Raw genomic sequence first — 18742 nt, 5'->3', positions numbered from 1 at the left:
TTTCTCCCGGACTGCACATTTTTTAAGCAGTTTTAGAATGTGTCTAGTTAGGCATCATTTTTTGGCTTGTGCAAGCCCCGTTTCCCTGACATCTGTTGCGTATCAGGTGATCGGACAGTTGGAAAAAACCGCGATTATCGAACAACTCGGCAGCCGTCCGTCGCCCAAGAAAACCAGGTGCGGCTTGGGATTGCCGGTCCGGGCGGGTGAGCGTCGATGTCGTTGTCAAGTTTCATTCAGCTTATACCCAAGGTCGAGTTGCACTTGCACCTCGAGGGTGCCGTCTCCACAGAGACATTCGCCGAGCTGGCGGCGCTAAACGCGGTGTCGCTGCCGGACGGCAGATCGACATCGGAGCTCTACAGCTACGGCAACCTGCTGGATTTCCTGAAGATTTACGATCTGGTTTGCGCCTCGATCAGGACTGCGGACGATTTCTCTCGCATCACCTTCGAGGCACTGGAGCGCTGCGCGAAGGCCGGTGCGCGCTACGTCGAACTGTTCTTCAGCCCGCATGCGCATCTGGCTCATGGCGTGGCCTATTCGACTATGCTCGAAGGCATCCTCGACGGCTTTCACCGCGCAAAGGAGCGCTATGGGCTTATAGCAAAGCTGATACCGGCGCATGCGAAGCCGCTCGGCGCGGCAGGTGGCGAGCGCTTCCTGGACATGGTTCTGGCCGAGCGCCCGGCTGAGGTGATCGGCATCGGCTTCGATTACGACGAACGCCCGAACCCACCGCCGATGTTTGCGCGCATCGTCGAGCGAGCGCGGGCTGCCGGGCTCAATGTCACCAACCATGCGGGCGAGGATGGCCCGGCGGGCTACGTCCGCGACACCATCGACATTCTCGGCCTGGGACGGGTCGACCACGGTTACCATGTCGTCGACGACCCGGCGCTGATGGCACAGTGCAGGGAGATGGGCATCGTCTTCACCTGCTGTCCGAGCACGACGCTGGCCACCACCGTCTGGCGTGACCTTTCCGCGCCCGACCACGCGATCCGCCGCATGATCGAGGCCGGGCTTACCGTGACGATCCACTCCGACGATCCGCCCATGTTCGCCACGACACTCGACCGCGAATACGCGCTGATCGCCGAAAATTTTGCGCTCGGGCCGCCGGCACTGAAGCGGATCGCGCTGGCTGGCCTGTCCGCAGCATGGCTCGACGACGACATCAAGCAGGCATGGCTGGCCGACTGGTCGGCAGAAATCGACCGCCTCATGGAAACCGAACTGTCTCTCCCGAACTGAACACGACACGGAACAAAGGACCGAAGCATGATCGACCTGCGCAATCTCTCCCGCCGAGGCTTCCTCAACATGGGCGCCGCAGCCGGCGCCTCGCTGCTCCTGCCGAAATCCGGCCTTATCACGCCCGCCCATGCACAGACGCCGCTCGCCGCCGTCGCCGAGGAAAACGCGGTCATCGCCTTCGGCCACACCGGTCCGGTGACCGATGAAGGCTGGACCTGGAGCCACGACCAGGGCATGAAGGCCGTGCAGGAAGCGTTCCCGAAGCTGAAGACGCTGTTCGTCGAAAGCATCCCCTATTCGGCCGACGCGACCCGCACCTTCCGCCAGTTCGTCTCGGAAGGTGCCAACATGGTGTTTGCCACCTCCAACTATGGCGACTTCCTCTACGACGTGGCCAAGCGTTCGCCGGACGTCGCCTTCTATGAATGCGATGGCCGCAACCCGCTCGAAAATCTCTCGACCTACTATCTCGCCCATTGGTACCCGACCTACGTCACCGGTGTCGCCGCGGGCCTGATGAGCAAGAGCGGCAAGCTCGGCTACGTCGCCTCCTTCCCTGTTCCGTCGGTCTTTTCCGGCACCAATGCCTTCCTGATGGGCGCCCGTTCGGTCAATCCCAACGCCACGATGCAGACCATCGTCATCAATTCGTGGTTCGATCCGCAGGCTGCCACCCAGGCCGGCACCGCACTCATCGACAACGGCGCCGACCTTCTGTTCGGCATCATGGACGAAGCAGGCTATCTGCAGGTGGCCGAGCAGCGCGGCGCGAAGGCCGTGATGTGGAATACCGACATCCGCCGCTATGGGCCGAAGGCCTACGTCTCCTCGATCGCCATCGACTTCAAGAAATTCTATGTCGACCAGGTGCGCCTGCGCCTCGAAGGCAAGTGGACGCCCTCGCAGACCATCCTGCCGATGGGCGGCGGTATCGACCGCGATGCCTGGGGCGAGACGGTGCCCACCGAGGTCGCAAAGCAGGCCGATGCCGTGCGCGACAAGATTCTCGGCGGCTGGAGCCCGTTCGAGGGCGAGATCAAGGACACCAAGGGCAACGTCAAGGTGGCTGCCGGCCATCGCATGACCGAAGAGGAACTCTACAACTGGGATTGGTCGATCGAAGGCGTCAGCGGCCTCCAAGCGTGATCCCGAAAGATTGCAGAGTTTTCGGATAGACTATGCGGGCAGAAGGCAAAGCGCTAAGCGGGATGAATGATTTTGTTCCAGTTCATCATGCTTCGAGTGAGCACCGCTACGGCGGCATGGAGGTGCCGTCCACCTCCCCGGGGCGTTACGAGCCTGGCTCCGGCGCGCCGCCGCTCGTGCTGCTCAAGGGCATCAGCAAATATTTCCCCGGCGTCGTTGCCAACCAGGATGTCGACCTGGACGTGATGCCGGGGGAGATCCACGCCTTGCTCGGCGAGAATGGCGCCGGCAAGTCGACCTTGATGAACATCCTCACCGGCATCTATCAGCCGGATGCCGGTGAGATCGTCGTCGACGGCTATGCCAAACGTTTCGCATCTCCAGTCGATGCGATCTCCGCCGGTATTGGTATGGTCCACCAGCATTTCAAGCTGGTGACCGCCTTCACGGTCGCCGAGAATATTCATCTCGGCTGGTCCGAAACGCCCAAGCGTATTGGCTCGTCGGTGCTCGAGGCGCGGACTGCCGCACTGGCCGAGAAGCTGAACCTCGCGGTACGGCCATCCGCGCGCGTCGCCGATCTTTCGACCGGCGAGCAGCAGCGCGTGGAAATCCTACGCGTGCTCGCGCGCAACGCTCGCGTTCTGATCCTCGACGAGCCGACTGCAGTGCTTACTCCGGCGGAAGCGCGCGAGCTCTTCAAGGCGCTCAAGCAGTTCGTGTCCCGGGGCAATGCGGTGGTCTTCATCAGCCACAAGCTCGACGAGGTGCTGGAGATATCCGACCGCATCACCGTGCTGCGCGGCGGCCGCAAGGTGGCCACCGAAAAGACTGCGGACTGCGGCGAGAAGATGCTGGCGCGCCTGATGGTTGGCCGTGAGATCGTGCTTAGCAATCTGCGTGCCAGGCAGCCAGGCGCGGCCGGCATCTCCGCCGAGCCGGTGCTCAGCCTCAAATCTGTCGTCGCGCGTGACGACGTGGGCGGCATCCTTCTCGACGAGGTTTCGCTCGACATCCATGCCGGCGAGATTGTCGGCATCGCCGGTGTGGCCGGCAACGGCCAGAAGGAGCTGACCCAGGCCGTCACCGGCTTACGGCTGATCCATTCCGGCCAGATACTGCTCGGCGGAAAGGACGTCACGACCGCCGGCGCGGTCGATTACGCGAAGTTCGGCGTCGGCCACATTCCCGAAGACCGGCTGCACAGCGGCCTGGCGCCGGCGCTTTCAATCACCGACAACGCCATAATCCGCGAATATGCGACGGCGCCTGTTTCAAAAGGCTTCGTGTTCCGACCGCGCCTTGCGGCTGCTCTCGCACGCACGATCGCCGAAGCGGCATCCGTTGCGGTGCCCGATTTCGGCATGCCCATGCGCAACCTTTCCGGCGGTAATCAGCAGCGCCTCGTCGCACGCCGCGAGATGCGCATCGCAAGCAAGGTTCTGATCGCCGCCTATCCGAGCCGCGGCCTCGATGTCGGAGCGATCAACACGATGATGCACTACCTCGTCGAATTGCGCGATGCCGGCGTCGGTGTGCTCTTCATTTCCGAGGAGCTGGAAGAGCTGTTCAACCTGTCGGATCGCATCGCCGTGATGTTCCATGGCAAGATCATGGGCGCGGTGGAGACTGCCTCCACCGACATCGAGGAAATCGGCCTGATGATGGGCGGGCAGATGCGGTCCAGTGCTGGCGCCCAGGCCGCTGCCGGGAAGCACTGACCTTGGCGATCAAGTTTCAGCGCGTTCCATCCGCGCAGCCCTCCGTTGCCTTTGCGGCACGTGCCCTGGCGATCGTGCTGGCGCTGGGGGTCGCCGGCCTGGTTCTGGCCGCTCGCGGCAATGCTCCCGTCGAACTCGCCTGGGAGGTGCTCAGCTCGACTTTTGGCTCGAGCTTCGGGCTGGAAGACGTCGGACTTCTGGTCACTCCCCTGATCCTGACCGGCCTGTCGGTCTGGGTAGCGCTGAGAATCGGCGCCTGGAACATCGGCGCGGAGGGCCAATTCTATGCCGGCGCCTTCAGCGCCACGGCGGTCGCGCTGTTCATTCCCGGCCCGACCTGGCTGATCCTGCCTGTTATGTTCACCGCTGGCGCGCTCGGCGGGCTGCTCTGGATACTGGTGCCGACGCTGGCGCGCGCCTACGCCGATGTCAGCGAACTCATCACCACCCTGCTTCTGAATTTCGTGGCGACGCTGATGGTTTATTACGTCGCCACCGGCCCATGGCTCGACCCGAGCGGCCATGCGCTCGCGACCACCGCACGTCTGCCGCATGACGTGCCTGAATTCTGGGGTATCGTGCACTACGGTTTCCCGCTGGCGATCCTGCTCACCTTTGTCATCGCAGGACTGCTCAACTACACGCGCTGGGGCTACGAGGTAAGGATCGCTGGGTCGAATCCAAGCGCGGCGCTTTATGCGGGCATGCCGTTCCGCCGCCGCCTGATCGTCATCCTGCTGATGTCGGGAGCGATCGCCGGCATCGCCGGTATGCTGGAAGTAGCTGGCACGGTGCATCGCCTGCAGGGCGGCATCTCCAACAATTTCGGCTATCTCGGCATCATGGTCGCGGTGCTGGCGCGCGGTTCCTCACTTGGCGTGCTCGCAGGCGCGGCTTTGATGGGCGTCATCCTGAATTCGGGCATCATCCTGCAGACGCAAGGCATCACCGTCTCGGCCGTGCTCGCCATCACCGGACTGATCCTGTTCTTCACGGCGATCGGCAACGAACTCGCTCACTACCGCATCACGCGGACCGAACCGGCCGCGAGCTGAGGAAACACCCATGGACATGATCGCCGGACTGATCCAGACCTCCATTCTCGCCGGCGGCGTGCTGGCGCTGGCGGCGCTGGGCGAGACGCTCTCCGAGCGCGCCGGCGTCGTCAATCTCGGCGTCGAAGGGCTTATGGCGCTCGGTGCAATCACTGGCATCGCGGTCGTCGTCGCCACGCCGCACCCTATGCTCGGCTTCGTCCTTGCGCTTGCCGTCGGTTTCCTCGTTGGCTGCGTCTTCGCTCTTGGCACCGTCGTCGTCAAAGCGAACCAGGTGTTGTGCGGCCTGGCGCTGACGCTGATGGGCACCGGCATGGCCGCAACGATCGGTCGCGCCTATTCCGGCATGCCGGCGCCGGCGACCTTCGCGCCGATCGCTATTCCCTATCTTAGCGACATCCCGCTGCTCGGTCGCGCGATCTTCACGCAGAACATCCTTGTCTACCTGATCTACATCGTCCTGCCGGTTGTGCTGCACTACATCATGTTCCGCACGCGCCACGGGCTGAACATGCGCGCGGTGGGCGAAAACCCCGCGGCAGCCGACGCCGCCGGCATTTCGGTGCAAAGCATCCGCTTCTGGTATGTCGCCGCGGGCTCGGCGCTGGCGGCCGGCGCCGGCGCTTACCTCACGCTTGCCTTCGTTCCCTCCTGGTCGGAAGGCGTCGTGGCCGGCCGCGGCTGGATTGCCGTCTCTCTCGTCATCTTCGCAGGCTACCGGCCCCTCAACGCCGTGCTGGCCGCTCTGCTGTTCGGTCTCATCACCTCTCTCGGCTTCGTCGGCCAAGCACGCAACTGGCCGATCGCGGCGCCGATCCTGTCGATGCTGCCCTATCTCGGCACGATCGCCCTGATCATCGTGCCGGTGCTTGCCTGGCAGCGCATGCGCCGGGTAATGGCCGCGCCGGCTGCTCTCGGCGAACCCTATTTCCGCGACATGCGTTGAGACCATCATGCCCCGCCTGCTTGTCAAGAACATCGATCTGCTCGCCACCTTCGATGGTACGCGCCGCGAGATTTCCGACGGCGCCTTGTTGATCGACGACAACGTCATCGAAGCGGTCGGCACCACCGCGGAACTCAGTGCCTCCAGTGCCGACGAGGTGCTCGACCTATCGGGCCATGTGGTCATGCCGGGCATGGTGAACACGCATCATCATATGTACCAGAATCTCACCCGTGTGATGGCTCAGAACGACGAGCTGCTTGTCTGGCTGAAGACGCTCTATCCGATCTGGGCCGAGCTCGACGACGATGCCATAGGCGTCTCGGCGCGCGTAGCGATGGCCGAGCTCATCCATTCGGGCTGCACGACCAGCTCCGATCACCTCTACATCTTGCCCAACAATTGCACGCTCGACGCGACGATCGGTGCGGCCCGCGATATCGGTCTGCGTTTCCACGCTGCGCGTGGAGCCATGTCGCGCGGCGAAAGCCAGGGCGGCTTGCCGCCGGATCGCTGCGTCGAAAAGGAAGAGGATATCCTGAAGGATGCCGAACGGCTGATCGGCAGCTATCACGACGCGTCGCGACATTCGATGAGCCGAATCATCCTGGCTCCTTGCTCGCCGTTCTCGGTGACTCCGGAGTTGATGCGCGATGCGGCATCGCTGGCGCGCAGCCACAAGGGCGTGAACCTGCATTCGCACCTTGCCGAAGAGCTTTTCGAGGAGAAGTACTGCCTCGAAATCTATGGCAAGCGGCCGGTCGAGTTCGCCGAATCCGTCGGCTGGCTCGGTGACGACGTCTGGTTCGCCCACTCGATTTTCATGACCAGCGACGAGATCGACCGCTTCGCCGAAACCGGCACCGGGGTCGCCCATTGCCCGTCGGCTAACATGCGCTGCGGCCAGGGCATCGCGAAGATCCGCGAGATGCTCGACAAGGGCGTGAAGGTCGGCCTTGGCGTCGACGGCTCGGCCTCGAACGACACGTCGAACCTGTTCATGGAAGCGCGGCTGGCGCTGATGCTTCAGCGTGTCGCGCCGCACCACTACCTCTCCGAAAAGCCCGGCGGCCGCGGCGGTTTCGGCGGCACGCCGACGGCGCTGTCCGCGCGCGAGGCCCTCGAAATGGCGACGCGCGGCGGCGCTGCCCTGCTCGGTCGCAATGACATCGGCCATCTCGCGCCCGGCATGTGCGCCGACTTCATCGCGGTCAAACGCAGCCAACTCGGCCTTTCCGGCACCGAGCGCGACCCGCTCGCCGCGCTGGTGCTTTGCGGACCCTTCAAGGTCGACTATTCCTACATCAACGGCCGGCAGATTATCGCGAGAGGTGACTTCGCCTCTTTCGATGTCGAGGCGGCGATGGCCGACCACCGGGCTGTGATGGACCGCATCTATCGGCAGTGAGATAGCACAGGAAGGACGCAACAATGACCATTAAGCGAGCTGCGGAGCAGGCGGCCCTCGATCAATGGTATTGCATTGACGCGCTGAACGAGATTCCGGTCGGCACGATGGCGAACCGGCTTCTGGGCATCGATCTGTTGGTAGCCCGCGATACGGCAGGCGCGGTCAATGTGTCGCGTGCCGGCGACGGCAGCCAAGTCCCGGCCAGGGAACGCTACGGCTATCTATGGATCACGCTCGGCATGCCGGCCGGCGATGTGCTGTCGATCCCGGAGGCCTATGAGGACGATCGCCGGCCTGTCGTTTGCGGAGCGATCGCGGTAAAGGCGTCCGGCCTGCGCATCGTCGAGAATTTCCTCGACATGGCGCATTTCCCCTTCGTCCATACCGACATATTGGGCGCCGAGCCGCACACGGAAGTGCGGCATTACACAACCGAAATCCGCCGCGACGTGGATGAGGTGTGGGCGACCAACTGCGAATTCTTCCAGCCGCAGGCGGCACTCTCGGCGACCGGCGGCATCATGACCCAATACATGTACCGGGTCGCCAATCCTTTCGCGGTGATGCTCTACAAGACCTGCCCCAACGCGGCTACCCGGTGGGACGTGATCTGTCTGTTCGTGCAGCCCCTCGATCCGGACCGCTGCCGCGCGCACCCCGTCATGTTCCTGATCGACGACGTATCGACCACGACCGAACTTGTGCAGTTCCAGCAGCTTATCTTCCTGCAGGACCGCATCATCCTGGAGAACCAACGGCCACTTCTTTTGCCGCTCGAGCCGCGCGCGGAAATCCCGACGCGGGCCGACGGCTCGTCGATCGCCTATCGCCGCTGGCTGAAGGAGAAGGGCATCACCTACGGCACGACGGCGCAAGCCGCATGAGCGGCAGCCCTTCCGCTATTGTCATCGGCATCGACGGACGGGCAATCGCGCTCTGGCGCTTCGCGACGGCAGTGCGTAGCTGTTCTTCGGCGGAGGACAGGTGAGCGACCTGAGCGGCAAGACGCTTCTGGCCAGCGGCTTTCACGCTCCGGAGCGCGGGCTCGTGGAAGAGTTGCGCCATGCCCTGATCGCAATCGATCAATCAGGCATCATCGCCTCGGTGCTGCATCCGCATGATGCCGGCTATGACGAGGCGCTGGAGGCCGCGCGCCGAACCGGTTCGCTGGCGACCTTGCCGGCGCAGAGTTATCTGCTGCCCGGCTTCGTCGATCTTCACGTGCACGCGCCACAATATCCGCAGCTCGGCCGGGCTCTGGACGTGCCGCTCGAGGCCTGGCTCCACAAACACACGTTTCCCCTGGAGGCGCGCTACGCCGATCTCGCCTTCGCGCGGCGCAGCTACGGCCTGCTGGTCGACGACCTGATCGCTAACGGCACGACCACAGCGCTCTACTTCGCAACCATCCACCAGGACGCGACAAGGCTGCTCGTCGACATTTGCCTCGAACGCGGGCAACGTGCGCTGGTCGGCAAAGTGGCGATGGACAATCCCGATGAGTGCCCGGCCTATTATCGCGATACCTCGGCGGACGAGGCCATCGATGGCACGCGCGCTCTGATCGACTACGTGCATGGGCATCCAGACAATGCCACGGGACGGGTAAAGCCGGTCATTACGCCGCGCTTCATCCCCTCCTGTACCGACGCCGCCCTCGAAGGGCTCGGCACGCTTGCGCAGGAATGCGGCTGCCATGTGCAGACGCATTGCTCGGAGAGCGACTGGGCGCATGGCTACGTGCTGCAGCGCCACGGGATCAGCGACACGTCTAGCCTTGATCGCTTTGGCCTGCTGCGCGCCGGCAGCGTGCTCGCGCACGCCAATTTCATTACGCTTGCCGACATGGAGACGATCCGCGTGCGCAAGGCGGCCGTGGCGCACTGCGCCGTCTCCAACGCCTACTTCGCAGGCGCCGTGTTCCCGTTGAGGGCGGCCCTCGAGAAGGGTGTCAAGGTCGGGCTCGGCACCGACATTTCCGGGGGACCGAGCGCCTCGATGTTCGATGCGATGCGCGCGACGGTCATGTCGTCGCGCATGCTGGAAACCGGCACCGACCCGGCGCTAGCGGCCGAGACGCGCGGCACGGCCGGAACAGCACGCGTCGACTTTCGCGAGTCCTTCCACCTGGCGACGGCAGGCGGTGGCGCGGCACTCGGCTTGCCTGTGGGGCGATTCTCGCCTGGCTACCATTTCGATGCGATCCTGGTCGACACCGCCGCGCCCAGAGGCACAATTCACCTGTGGGACGAACTCGACGACGGCGACGGCATCCTTCAGAAGATCGTCTACTCCGCTTCCAGGGCCAACATCGCGTCGGTCTGGGTCGGCGGGAGAGCTGTTCTCGCCTAAGCGGACGGGAGGCTGTGCCGAGAACCAGGAATCTTCCCGTGTTATTCCTTACGGTCGGGGCACGTCATGGATTTTGATCAGTATTCGCCGACGTCGATAACAGCCTGGGCAAAGGCTTGCGGGGCTTCTTGAGGCAAGTTGTGGCCGATACCGCCGGTGATGATCCGGTGCGTGTATCTGCCCGAGAATTTCTTGGCGTAGGAACTGCTGTCGGGATGGGGTGCGCCATTGGCATCACCCTCAAGGGTAATGGTCGGCACTGTGATCACGGGAGCTTCGGCCAGCCGGTTTTCCAGAACGTCATATTCCGGCTCGCCCTGTGCCAGCCCGAGCCTCCAGCGGTAATTGTGAATGACGATGCTGACGTGATCGGGGTTGTCCAGTGCTGCGGCGCTGCGCTGGAAGATGTCATCGTCGAAATCCCACTGCGGCGAAGCGAGTTGCCAGATGAGTTTGGCGAAATCGCGCGTGTATTTCTCGTAGCCGGCGCGGCCGCGATCCGTGGCGAAGTAATACTGATACCACCATTGAAGCTCCGTCTCCGGTGGCAGCGGCACCATGCCGACCTGCTGATTTCCTATGAGATAGCCGCTCACCGAGACGATCGCCTTGCAACGCTCAGGCCAGAGCGCGGCAACGACATTGGCCGTTCGAGCGCCCCAGTCGCAGCCGGCGATCGTGGCCTTTTCGATCCCCAGCGCATCCATCAGGGCGATCGTATCCACGGCGAGCGCCGACTGCTGGCCGTTGCGCATCGTCTCGTCCGACAGGAAGCGCGTAGTGCCGTAGCCGCGCAGGTAGGGCACAATCACGCGGTACCCCTTTGCGGCAAGCAGGGAAGCGACATCGGCGTAGGTGTGAATGTCATAAGGCCAGCCATGAAGCAGGATCACTGGGGCACCTTCGGCGGGCCCCAGCTCCGCATATCCGACGCTCAGATTTCCGGCATTGACCTGCCCGAGCGAGCCGAATGATTTCTGCGTGGTTTGCGTAGCAGATGCCCTCGCCTCGACCGTCCTAGCGGCTGCCGCCTTTGCCGGCACGCTCAAGCCGAGTTCGGTGGCGGCGAACGTCACTGCCGCAGCACCAACAATGCGTCGGCGGCGATGATCGACCGTCTCGGGACCCTTACTCGCATTCATGATGAAGCCTCTGTAATGACCAACAAGCAGGAACGACCGGACCCGCCCGCCTCATCGGCCGACCGGAAATGTTGCCTATTTCGATGGTGACTGCGGGCGGCGGACCAACCATTGTAACCACTCGGCCAGGAGGCAGTGCGGCGAACTCTGATTGAATGCCGGTCAGGTCAAGCGTTTCCTCGATTTCCCTCCTCAGAAATTCGAGACTTAGGCCGTCGCCGCGCTTGGAAGCGGCTGGATGTAGCATCCGAAGGAACGGCAGCATGAGAATGACTCCTGATCTTCTGTTTGGGCGAGAGGACATGTTGCATCTGATCTTATGCTCGAAGTCGCCCTCGGCTTCAGACGAGGCCCTCGCGATCCATTGCGATGCGCACGGCCGGTCGGGCAGCCATTCGGACGCGAAGGGCTTGCAAAGGCGCGGGAACAGGGACGTGGAAGCGGGCCGCCCAAAGCAGCATCACGAAAAGATAAAAATCCGCGACGCCGGGTTTGTCGCCGAACAGATAGTCGGTCTCGAGCCCGTCAGCGAAGAACTCGAGTTGGCTCGTAATCGTCGCGCTCGCCCTGGCCTTTTCGGCAGCGCTGCTTTGGTGCCACATCGGCTTGAAGCTTCGGTGTATTTCAGTTGAGACATAGGTCAGCGCTTCGAGAAGGCGGGTACGGCCCAACGGCCCCGCCACTCCCAGTGGCGGGTATTGCGACGCAATCCAGTCGAGGACCGCGATATTTTCCGTCAGCGTTTCGCCGCTATCCAGCACGAGGGCTGGAACATAGCCCTTGCGCGTGACGGTTGTGAAATCATCCCCGGAGCCTGTCCGTTTGGGCTTGAGGTTCACACTTTCGCGCTCGAAGGAAACACCGGCCTCTTCCAGAGCGATGTGGTCCGCCAGGCTGCAGGCGAGAGGGCTGTAGTAGAGTTTCACCGCTTTTCCCTTTTCTAAACCCGATTGAATCCCGCAATTGGTCGTCGCCGAGCGAAAAACCTGCCCCGCGCCACGCGAGACAACCGCTCCAGAAACTCGCACTTGGCGGAGACGACGACTACGACACCGACAGCTAGACGTGCCTATGCCGAGGTATGGTCGGGGTGAAGTTCTGGATCGCCGTGCGCAATGCTGGGACGTATGCCAGCTCAGCGGCCAACGGTTATCTGGAGGAATCCAGAACCTTCCATGATGGCAACATCGCCGGCCCGGCCAGTCCTTCGCTCAGGAAATCCTAAACGAAAGTATTGGACGCACGTGCCGTTGGCACGATGGCTCACACCGGCCTCGGCCGGCATATTCCGCGCGGCACGAGCAGACTGGAAACGCGAAAGCCGTGGTCTGCTTTTGCTCGATTGCCACCAACGCGATGACGCAGCTTCCGACAATAGGAGTCGCCATCATGGCCGACCTTTCCGAAACCTCCACAGCCGAGCACACATTGCGCGTCGAAGCGCCCGCCGCGATCGAGGTCGACGTCTCCTCGCTGACGCCGGGAACGTCGCTGATCGTCGACTGGCACGGCAAGCCGGTGGTCGTGCGCAACCGCACCGAAAAAGAGAGGAAGGACGGCCAGGCAGTCAGTCTCGCCGAGCTCAAGGATCCAATTGCCCGCAACGCCAATCTGCCGGCCGATGCGCCGGCAACCGACGCCAATCGAACTATGCCGGGCAAGGAAGCCTGGGTGGTGATGATCCAGGTCTGCACCCATCTCGGCTGCATCCCGCATGGTCAGGAAGGCGATTTCGACGGCTGGTTCTGCCCCTGCCATGGTTCGCAATACGACACCGCCGGCCGCGTCCGGAAGGGGCCGGCACCCGAGAACATGGCGGTACCGGTGTTCCAATTCGTTTCCGACACCAAGATCCGTATCGGCTGAGGCAAGGGCATTTCGATGAGCGGCGACAAACACTCGACCTATACGCCCAAAACCAGAATCGAACGTTGGTTCGACGCCCGCCTGCCGCTGCCGCGGCTGGTCTATGACAGCTTCATCGTCTATCCCGTCCCGCGCAACCTGAACTACGCCTATACGTTCGGCGGCATTCTCACGATCATGCTGGTTTCACAGATCCTGACCGGCATCGTGCTGGCGATGCATTACGCTCCTGATACGGGGCTGGCCTTCAACTCGGTCGAGCAGATCATGCGCGACGTGAATTCGGGCTGGCTGCTGCGCTATCTCCATTCCAACGGCGCGTCGTTCTTCTTCATTGCCGTCTACATCCACATCTGCCGCGGACTCTACTATGGTTCGTACAAGGCGCCGCGTGAGCTGCTGTGGGTGCTCGGTTGCACCAATCTCCTGCTGATGATGGCGACGGCCTTCATGGGTTACGTGCTGCCTTGGGGGCAGATGTCGTTCTGGGGCGCTACTGTCATCACCAGCTTCTTCACCGCAGTCCCACTGATCGGCGACTGGCTCCAGCAGCTTTTGCTCGGCGGCTTCGCGGTCGATAATCCGACGCTGAACCGCTTCTTTGCGCTGCATTACCTGCTGCCATTTGTGCTTGCGGGTGTGGTGACCTTGCACATATGGGCGCTTCACGTCGTCGGCCAGAACAATCCGACCGGCATCGAGTTCAAATCGAAAACTGATGTCGTGGACTTCACGCCCTATGCCACCGTCAAAGATGCCTTCGGCATCCTCGTGTTCCTGTTCTTCTTCGCCTATTTCGTTTTCTACCTGCCGAACTACCTCGGCCATCCCGACAATAGCAGCATCGCCAATCCGCTGAAGACGCCGGCCCACATCGTGCCGGAATGGTACTTCCTGCCGTTTTACGCGATCCTGCGGGCCATCACCTTCAATATCGGGCCCATCGATTCCAAGCTCGGCGGCGTGCTCGCGATGTTCGGCTCGATCGCGGTGCTGTTCCTGGTGCCGTGGCTCGACACCTCGAGGGTACGCTCGGCGGTCTATCGGCCCTGGTACAGGGTGCTCTTCTGGCTGTTCGTTGCCAATGCTCTCTTTCTCGGTTGGCTCGGCTCCCGGCCGGCGGAAGGCGCATACGTCGTCATGTCCCAACTGGCGACGCTTTACTATTTTGCGTTCTTCATCATCGCCATGCCGGTGCTCGGGCTGATCGAAAAGCCGCGACGGCTGCCGAATTCGATCACCGAAGCAGTTCTCGAAAAAGACAAGGCCAGCGGCAGAGGCCCGATCGCCGGGCCGGAGACCAAACATTGAACTTGGCATCGCGGTGATCGTTCATGAGCTGGTGGAACTCTCCTCTGGTCTACCTCGTGTTGCTCGGCCTCGCCGGGATCGTCGTTTGGTCCCTCATCCCCAGACGCTTCGCCAATGCGAAGCTGCTCGTCCAACTCGGCTTTTTCCTCGCGATGTCGGCCATGGTTCTCCACCTGCGCGTCGTGCCATACGAGGCCGCAGGAGACAACGAGACAACCGGAGGAGCGATCCTCATCGGCTCGGTCAAGCTGCTCTGGTGGGTTCACCTTGCCTGGGCGCTGATCGGATTTGTCCGTATCTATCTCGTCTTTGAGCGAAAGCCGCGCGAGGCACGTCTCCTGCAGGACGTCGTGGTCGGTGTCGTCTACGCTGGAATGTTCCTGTCGATCCTGGCGTTTGTCTTTGCAGTGCCGGTCGGAACGCTCATTGCCACGTCGGGCGTCTTTGCCGTCATCCTGGGACTGGCGCTCCAGAATACGCTTGGTGACGTATTTTCGGCGATCGCGCTAAACCTCGGCCGCCCTTACGTGCTTGGAAACTGGATCATTCTGGGCGACGGAACCGAAGGCCGCGTTGTCGAGACCAATTGGCGGTCGACTCAACTCCTGACCCCGACCCACAATGTCGTCGCGCTGCCAAACAGCCTTCTCGCCAAGATCGGGGTAACAAATTTAAGCGGTCCGGACGAGAGCCATGGACTTGCCGTAACCGTCAAGGTGGTGCCAACGACGACGCCGGCGATCATCGTAGACCTCATGCGCACTGTCTTGCTGAGCTGCAATTCAATCCTCCAGGAGCCTTCGCCTTCGGTCACCATCAGAAGCCTGGATGCCGCAGCTATCGAGATCGAGTTGTTTTTTCGCGTCGCAAGTATCGACCAGCGAAGTGCCGCTCGGAACGAAATCTTCGATCTCATTTATCGCCATTCAAAGTCGACCGGCATGCTGCTGGCGGAGCCATTTTCGGGCTCGATTGCCATGACCAACCGGCCGGGCCACGAGACGGCGGCCTCCCAAGGCTTCACCCCGATCGAACTCATCAATTCCATACCGGTATTCTCGGCGCTAACGGATACCGAGCAGGAGTCGCTCGCCAAAGCGGCCTCGGTTCGCACCTACCATAAGGGCGAAATCATCGCACGACAGGGAGAGATGCTGCCGTCGCTCATGATCGTACGGACGGGAGTCATCGTCCGGCAAATTGGCGAGGGCGATGATCAACTGCAGGAGATCGGCCGGCTTGCACCTGGCGATTTCTTCGGCGAGACCGGCTTGCTCGCGGGCATTGGCGAGATGTCAAGTTTGCGGGCAATGACCCCCATCACGGTTTACGAGATAGACCAGGAAAGCTTTGCGCCGCTGCTGCACGACAGGCCCGAAATGGCCGAAGATCTTGCCGCGACCCTGTCGATGAGGGTGTCGGCTTTTAATGAAAGCGGCATCGCCGGACAGCACCACGCGGGCTCCAAATTCGCGCTCCTCAAAGCCATTCAGACAGTCTTTCGCGCCGCTCCGTTCAAGCGCGTTCGGGCACCTGGCTGATAAGGCATGCAGAAGGACAGAGATCCATGACCATCCGCCAAAGCGATATCACAGGCATCGATACACTCATCCAGCCGGCTATCCGTGATTTTGCGGACGGACTGAAGATAAGGCGCGTATTGCCGTCCTCGAATCGCCTGATGATCCGGCCCTTCATCCTGTTCGACCATTTCGGCCCCACTATGTTCGACGCAGGTCACGGTTTCGATATGGGACCACATCCGCATATCGGCATTGCGGCCGTGACCTACCTGATCGATGGCGAGATCGTCCATCGCGACAATTTGGGTAAAGTGCAGACCATCCGTCCTGGCGAGGCCAACTGGATGACGGCCGGGTCGGGCATCGTCCATTCCGAGCGCACGCCACCGGACGTTCTCCGACATGGTCTATGCCGAAATTGTGCTCACGAGCGGTGCGCGCTACCAGGTGAAACCCGAACACCGTGAGCGTGCGATCCACATCGTCGCCGGTGAGGTTGGAATTGCCGGCCAGCTCGGTACGTTTCATGAGGCCGAATTAGTAGCTCTGGCGCCCGGCGCTGAGATTGTGCTCCAGGCGCCTGCCTTCCATGCGGCGAGACTGATGCTGATAGGAGGTGAGCCCCTGGCCGAGCCACGTCATATCTATTGGAACTTCGTCTCCTCTTCAGCCGAACGGATCGAGCAGGCAAAGGCGGATTGGCGCGAACGCCGCTTCCCCGGCGTGCCGGGAGAGCACGAGCTCATGCCTCTGCCAGATGGCAGCGTGTGAGGGATAAGGCAGCGGATGGTGACCTCAGCGCCGCGACAGCTTTACGCCGGGTGGCGCAGGCAGACCACTACGACATCAAGTAGAGATCGTTCATCGTTTCCTCATCGAGCAAACCGTCGAACCAGACGTCGAAGATTGTCTCGAGCAGGAACTCGTCGTTGCTTGCTTCGGAAAACAGCGTGAGGGACGCGTGCAACTTCTTCGCATCACCGTCACCGAAGACAGCGCGAGCGCTTAGGCCGGAGAGCCGTTGCAGGGTGCCAACGCATTCCCGATAACGGCCTCCGAGGATCGGAATGACAGATAGGCGCTGGCTTCGTCGAGCGATGTGATTGCATATGGCTCAGGCGCTGCACCACTTCGCCTTGTGGCCAACCTTGGGAAGATGAACTCCATATAGGGAGTGCACATCATCCCTCGACGTAGAATGGCCAGCGCGTCGTCGTAGACCGGATCCTGTGCGCTGACGAACCTCTGCAAATCATACTCGTCAGGCATTTGGATAGATCCTTGGGAAACCCTCAACATTGGTGCCCTGACTAGCCGTCGACGACATCTGCATAGTCCGGGTGCTTGGCGAAAAAGCGGCTCATGAAGGGACATTTCAAGATCGCTTTACGGCCGGTTTTGCGGAGCAGTTCGAAGGTCCCTTGGGCCAATCGCGACGCGATCCCTTGTCCGGAAAATTCCGACGGGACTTCGGTGTGTATCAGCGCGACCTGCCCGCCCTCGAGCCGATAGTAGGCCGCCGCAAACATATCGCCGGCGATCGGCAGCTCGAAACGGTGCTGTTGGACGTTTTCAACGACTTGTGCATCCATCTCTATCTCTCGATTGTATGTCACGTCTGTCACCGGGGGGAGATTGGCCGGCCGCTATCGCACCGCAGGCAACCGCAGAGTGACGGTCGTGCCTGCCCCAAGTGTGCTCTGAATAGCGATGCTTCCGCCTGACTGCTCGACAAAGCGCTTCACCATCGGCAAACCGACGCCGCCGAGGCCTTCGCTTTTGGTGGTGAAGAACGGATCGAAGGCGCAGACCATCGTCTCGCTGGTCATCCCGAGACCGTTGTCCGCGACACGGATATCTACCTGACCGGCGGTAGAGCTTTCAGAGGCCAAGCCGGCATCGATCGAGATGAAACCGCCGTCAGGCATTGCATCGCGCGCGTTGAACAGAAGGTTCAGAACCGCATTTTGCAACCCAAAGCGATCGCATCTCACCAAAGGCAGGTCGGACCCAACCCGAAGCTCAAGACCGAAATTGGCATCCAAGGCGCTCCGCACGAGGGTTTCGATCTCAGCCAGGCAAGCATCTACGTTTGTGTATTCGATTTCCGCGTGGCTCTCTCGAGCCAGGCTGATGGTTTGCCGGACAAGGTCCCCAGCCCGTTCCAAAGCCGTTTTGGCGCCGGCAATTACAGGCCCAAGCGCCGGAGCCGCTTGGATGCTCGGATCGCGGGCCAGGTGGTTCAACGCCGACGAGGCGACCTGAATGAGATTGCCCAGGTCATGGACGATGCCGGCCGTCGACATTTGCACGGACATACCACTTCCAAGACCATCGGGCGGGCCGTCGAAGACATCTTCTTTTATGTCCGGACGAAACATTTCATAACCCCGTTGGCTCAGTCGACACCCATTTGCTTCAATACGCTATAATTTACGGCATTTATTGTCAATTATATCTAAGACGCCTCCGATACATACTTCTGTATATCCAAACGATAGACCAAGCTCTATTGATAGCCGATCCCGCTGATGTAGTTGGCAAGCAGCCGTTCCTGCAGTTCCTCTTGTTTGAAAAGCGCCTTCATCGCATCACGGATATCGAGGACGCCTAGCGGTTTCGAGTCAGCCCCTAGCACCGGCACATTCTGAAGGCCTTGCGCGGCCATGGTCTGCCAGACTGAATGAAGGTCGTCATCGGGACCACAGGACACGATGGACGTGCTCATCAATGCCGCAATCGGCGCTTCTGTTGGCCCTGAATTCGCCAGATGGCGGACAAGGTCGGACTTGCTCAGCACGCCTGCCGCCTCCCCACTGCCGTGGCACACCACGACCAGGCCTATTGCGGGCCTGGAAAGTGAGAGTGCTGCACTGCGGAGTGGAGCGTCGACATCAATCACCATGAGACGGGCCGATATTACTGGATGCAGACTGTCAATGCGCATGACGCCCTCCTGAGAGCGCCTCGCGGCCGCGGCCGGGAGGCTGAGATCGGTTCCAGTGTTGG

16 protein-coding genes and 2 pseudogenes are annotated in these 18742 nt (G+C 61.7%); 12 read left to right on the top strand and 6 right to left on the bottom strand.

Going from position 1 to position 18742, the window contains the following annotated elements; translation table 11 throughout:
- Positions 1-216 precede the first annotated feature (216 nt).
- From add to guaD, 8 genes are all read left to right on the top strand, one after another.
- On the top strand, positions 217-1257 hold the full coding sequence (add, locus tag X773_RS41865) for an adenosine deaminase (protein WP_023674229.1): 1041 nt from the start codon (positions 217-219) through the stop codon (positions 1255-1257).
- 27 nt (positions 1258-1284) lie between these two features.
- Complete coding sequence (locus tag X773_RS41860) at positions 1285-2406, top strand: BMP family ABC transporter substrate-binding protein (RefSeq protein WP_031211089.1); 1122 nt, start codon at positions 1285-1287, stop codon at positions 2404-2406.
- A gap of 116 nt (positions 2407-2522) precedes the next feature.
- Positions 2523-4127 carry an ABC transporter ATP-binding protein gene (locus X773_RS41855; RefSeq protein ID WP_051406067.1) on the top strand — a complete coding sequence of 535 codons (1605 nt, stop codon included), beginning with the start codon at positions 2523-2525 and terminating at the stop codon, positions 4125-4127.
- Positions 4128-4129: 2 nt separating this feature from the next.
- Positions 4130-5182, top strand: coding sequence for an ABC transporter permease (locus X773_RS41850; protein WP_023674226.1), 1053 nt, complete (start codon positions 4130-4132; stop codon positions 5180-5182).
- A gap of 10 nt (positions 5183-5192) precedes the next feature.
- Positions 5193-6128: an ABC transporter permease gene (locus X773_RS41845; RefSeq protein ID WP_023674225.1), complete on the top strand. Its 936-nt coding sequence runs from the start codon at positions 5193-5195 to the stop codon at positions 6126-6128.
- A 7-nt stretch (positions 6129-6135) separates the two neighbouring features.
- Positions 6136-7536 (top strand): 8-oxoguanine deaminase, encoded by a 1401-nt coding sequence (locus X773_RS41840; RefSeq protein WP_023674224.1) that lies wholly within the window; start codon positions 6136-6138, stop codon positions 7534-7536.
- 23 nt (positions 7537-7559) lie between these two features.
- Complete coding sequence (locus tag X773_RS41835) at positions 7560-8423, top strand: aromatic ring-hydroxylating dioxygenase subunit alpha (RefSeq protein ID WP_023674223.1); 864 nt, start codon at positions 7560-7562, stop codon at positions 8421-8423.
- A gap of 100 nt (positions 8424-8523) precedes the next feature.
- The gene (guaD, locus tag X773_RS41830; protein WP_023674222.1) at positions 8524-9891 is read left to right on the top strand and encodes a guanine deaminase; all 1368 of its coding nucleotides are present in this window, start codon (positions 8524-8526) and stop codon (positions 9889-9891) included.
- 77 nt (positions 9892-9968) lie between these two features.
- On the opposite strand, the gene X773_RS41825 is transcribed toward guaD, so the two are convergent.
- Both X773_RS41825 and X773_RS41820 read right to left on the bottom strand, forming a co-directional pair.
- Positions 9969-11033, bottom strand: a complete 1065-nt coding sequence (locus X773_RS41825; RefSeq protein WP_023674221.1) for an alpha/beta hydrolase — start codon at positions 11031-11033, stop codon at positions 9969-9971.
- A gap of 341 nt (positions 11034-11374) precedes the next feature.
- Entirely contained in the window at positions 11375-11959 is a 585-nt protein-coding gene (locus tag X773_RS41820) for a glutathione binding-like protein (RefSeq protein WP_023674220.1), read from the bottom strand.
- Between the two features lie 430 nt (positions 11960-12389).
- Here X773_RS41820 and petA point away from each other — a divergent pair, with 430 nt between their 5' ends.
- The 4 genes and pseudogenes from petA (at position 12390) to X773_RS41800 (ending at position 16504) form a co-directional block, all read left to right on the top strand.
- The gene (gene petA, locus X773_RS41815) at positions 12390-12899 is read left to right on the top strand and encodes a ubiquinol-cytochrome c reductase iron-sulfur subunit (RefSeq protein WP_023674218.1); all 510 of its coding nucleotides are present in this window, start codon (positions 12390-12392) and stop codon (positions 12897-12899) included.
- 15 nt (positions 12900-12914) lie between these two features.
- Positions 12915-14210: a cytochrome b N-terminal domain-containing protein gene (locus tag X773_RS41810; protein ID WP_023674217.1), complete on the top strand. Its 1296-nt coding sequence runs from the start codon at positions 12915-12917 to the stop codon at positions 14208-14210.
- Between the two features lie 23 nt (positions 14211-14233).
- Complete coding sequence (locus X773_RS41805; protein ID WP_023674216.1) at positions 14234-15751, top strand: mechanosensitive ion channel family protein; 1518 nt, start codon at positions 14234-14236, stop codon at positions 15749-15751.
- A 26-nt stretch (positions 15752-15777) separates the two neighbouring features.
- A pseudogene (locus X773_RS41800) lies at positions 15778-16504 on the top strand (pirin family protein).
- A 67-nt stretch (positions 16505-16571) separates the two neighbouring features.
- Here the strand turns inward: X773_RS41800 and X773_RS41795 are convergent.
- From X773_RS41795 to X773_RS0137000, 4 genes and pseudogenes are all read right to left on the bottom strand, one after another.
- Positions 16572-17002: pseudogene (locus tag X773_RS41795) on the bottom strand (DUF1810 family protein).
- A gap of 41 nt (positions 17003-17043) precedes the next feature.
- Entirely contained in the window at positions 17044-17325 is a 282-nt protein-coding gene (locus X773_RS41790; RefSeq protein ID WP_023674211.1) for a GNAT family N-acetyltransferase, read from the bottom strand.
- Between the two features lie 54 nt (positions 17326-17379).
- On the bottom strand, positions 17380-18114 hold the full coding sequence (locus X773_RS41785) for an ATP-binding protein (RefSeq protein WP_023674210.1): 735 nt from the start codon (positions 18112-18114) through the stop codon (positions 17380-17382).
- Between the two features lie 128 nt (positions 18115-18242).
- Positions 18243-18680: a CBS domain-containing protein gene (locus X773_RS0137000; protein ID WP_031211084.1), complete on the bottom strand. Its 438-nt coding sequence runs from the start codon at positions 18678-18680 to the stop codon at positions 18243-18245.
- Positions 18681-18742 lie beyond the last annotated feature (62 nt).

The organism is Mesorhizobium sp. LSJC280B00, from assembly GCF_000502835.1.
Taxonomy (GTDB): domain Bacteria; phylum Pseudomonadota; class Alphaproteobacteria; order Rhizobiales; family Rhizobiaceae; genus Mesorhizobium.
This window is presented reverse-complemented; position numbering and strand designations above follow the sequence as displayed.